This is a genomic window from Abyssisolibacter fermentans (genome assembly GCF_001559865.1).
Lineage (GTDB): Bacteria > Bacillota > Clostridia > Tissierellales > MCWD3 > Abyssisolibacter > Abyssisolibacter fermentans.
In genome coordinates, this window is the sequence record NZ_LOHE01000041.1 from 1 (window position 1) to 2,572 (window position 2,572).

The window sequence follows — 2,572 nt, forward strand, 5'->3', positions numbered from 1 at the left end:
AAATTCCATCTATCTCTTTGTGTTCTTCTACTTTATAACGTTTTATCAAGTTTCGCGTATTTTCATAATAATCCAAGTAAGCACCATACTTTGATTTAATTGTATTCAAATCATCCATTACATGAGGCATTGCTAAAACATCGATTGGTTCATTACACTCTCTTCCTTCTGATATATCAAACCAATTTAATCTCAAATGTTCAAATACTCTAAAACCTAATGTATGGTCTGGATCTAAATGACTGTACAACACAGTTTTAATCTCAGTAATGCTACTATGGTTTATTGCATGAACAATATCTTCAGGAGTATCTATCAAAAGACTTATATCGTGTAAAAATAATGAACATCCATATCTCGAATAGGGTTTTCCCTTTTCTCTCGCTTCTTTACAAACACTACAATTACATAAAGGTTTTGGTAATGCTACACAGCCACCACTCCCAATTATCTCAAATTTCATACAAAAACCTCCTTAATATGTCTAGTAGTTCTCTTCTTTCTATTGGACCCTATACTAATTCATAAGCAAAAAAGACCCATAAGATTGAATTCTTTTCATATAACGTCCTGCATTTGAGACGTCGTCGAATTGGTCCCATAAGGAATACTCCTTGGCGGTTCTTGCACCCGATAAGACGATGTGGTACACCTGTACTTCGCCAAATACGTGCCTCCGTGTACCTTTGCTCAAACGCTTTGTTAGGCGTAGTCAGGCGTCCCGTGATTCAGAGACCGACAGGACGTCGCGATCATACGCCTGATTGCGCCTAACTCTTGCATTCACGAACTTTGGTTCGTGAAATCTTCCTGTAGTAGAACTCCATCTATTTTATCCAATAAACTTTGTATCTTTCTAAGACTATTTTTGTAACATGTGTATATCTCCGTAGTTTTTGGACTTGAATGCCCTAGAAGTTCTTGTATGCAATCATTAGAAACCGTCCCTAACGATTCAACGCTATGTTTTACTATATTGATTTTACTTATCTAAGATTCATTTCTTTTCTAAAATGTACTGCTGATAGAATTGCTACCGGAATAAAATATATGCACCATATAAGTAAAGCAATTGTACCAGCAAAAGATGAACTGTCACTACTATCCTTAAATATATTAAGAATAGGCATTCCAACACAAGAAATTAGAAATGTTCCATGTACTATAAGTAATACCTTTAACCATTTATCATTCTTATTTTTCGCAATCATTGAAACACCAACTAAAAAAGTAGATAATGCCATCATTCCATATCCGAATAAGTCAAAGCTAAAAAACAAACTTCCTAATGACTGATATGACAACACCTGTATGACGTTTTCTGATGCTGTTTTATTTGCAACAGTAGTAAGTTGAGTAAAATATACTACATTGATTAATACACCATACAAACATCCAAAGGCAACCCCGCCAAGAGCTACTGATTTTCTATCATCTATGGTTTCCGTATAAAATGCGCAAGTCAAAAGTATATAACCCCAAGAAAGTATCATACAAACAAAATATGCTAAGGACAAGTTCCCTATAAGCATTGATACTGCAAAAATCAGTGTTGTAATACCAACTAAAACTGCTGAGTAAAATCCTAATTTCTTATTCATTGTTTTTATCACCTCTAAGAAAATAATATACTACTAAAATTATTGTTCTATTTATAAGTCACCATATTTGGATAAAATGATGAAGTAGGAAAGGGTTTTAAGAATAGGAACCGCCTAATGATTTAATCTTGGTAACTCTTTGAGCAGAATAGTCAAAAGTTATAAAAAGCATATTGCTAGATTTTTCAATGTAAATAGACATTTCTTATACTCCTTCACACAATTTTTAATACTGTATATTACAATATGAAAAAATAATATAGTTACCAAATTTTATCAATATAGTATGATCAAACCATCATAAACCAACCCCTCAACAACATTATACTCTTATTTACCATAACAGTAAACAGTTAACTAAACCCCCTTCTTTTTCTGCACAAAAAAATTGCAGTAATTTTCTACTGCAAAGGTTAAGTAATATATTAAAATAAAGATAAACTTGAATTTCGTTTTTATTTGATTTCTTTCATTACATGTACCATATGTCCGTTTGACTTGTAGATATGTCTATAATTAAACTGTATTACTCCAAACTGTCCCTTTGATTATCGTTATACGAAGTTCATTACGGAAACTATAATTTATATTCCTTATAAAAATGTATTCATATCGATTATTAGGGATATATAATTTTACTTCAGAATCTAATGTTTCTACTTCATAAATCAAAAGGAACCGTCCCAAATGATTTTTAATTATCATTATATAGACACACACGTCACCCAAAAATAACCGTCGCCAGTGAGTGTGTTATTTCCGACAGGCTTACGTGGTGGGATGTGACGAGCTTGACTCGTAGGAATACTTCCTCGGCTAACCCAAGAGGAATACCTTGCGAGCCTTTACGAAGATGCATTGTTATATGATAAGATTTCAAAAGACCCTAGCAATTTTTTAATCCTTGTTGCTCCTTTGATTCAAACTACACTTCAATAATCATTCCATCATATGCAAATTGGAGATTTTTA

2 protein-coding genes are annotated in these 2,572 nt (G+C 32.7%); both read right to left on the reverse strand.

What is annotated here, in order from left to right:
* Positions 1 to 463, reverse strand: a 463-nt coding sequence (locus AYC61_RS06440; protein WP_476691450.1) for an MBL fold metallo-hydrolase, incomplete at its 3' end; no start/stop codon positions are given.
* Positions 464 to 986: 523 nt separating this feature from the next.
* Positions 987 to 1,601 carry a DUF4386 family protein gene (locus AYC61_RS06445; protein ID WP_066498395.1) on the reverse strand — a complete coding sequence of 205 codons (615 nt, stop codon included), beginning with the start codon at positions 1,599 to 1,601 and terminating at the stop codon, positions 987 to 989.
* Positions 1,602 to 2,572: the final 971 nt, after the last annotated feature.